General features: G+C 49.7%; 1 pseudogene. It reads left to right on the top strand.

Annotation, left to right across the window (positions count from 1 at the left end):
- Window positions 1-332: pseudogene (gene wcaM, locus FDX22_RS32235) on the top strand (colanic acid biosynthesis protein WcaM); the annotation flags it as partial.

Genomic DNA, 332 nt, shown 5'->3' with positions numbered 1-332 from the left:
AGGCATAGCCATGAGCGGTTTCGCCCCTGTGGCACAAATTTATATCGGGGGGAAAACGCCGCGAGCGATGCGTAACCTCACCATTGACGACATTACCGTCACTGATGCGAATTACGGGATCCTGCGACAGGGGTTTCATAACCAGATGGATGGGGTACGGATAACCAACAGCCGCTTTAGTGATTTACAGGGTGACGCCATCGAGTGGAATGTCGCGATAAACGACAGTGACATCGTGATTTCAGACCATGTTATAGAACGCATCAATTGTACGAACGGAAATGTTAACTGGGGTATCGGTATTGGGCTGGCAGGTAGTACATACGACAACA

It is taken from the genome of Citrobacter sp. TBCS-14 (assembly GCF_005280805.1).
Lineage (GTDB): Bacteria > Pseudomonadota > Gammaproteobacteria > Enterobacterales > Enterobacteriaceae > Citrobacter > Citrobacter gillenii.
The sequence above is the reverse complement of the archived record's forward strand: the minus strand, read 5'-3'. Positions and strand labels throughout refer to the sequence as shown.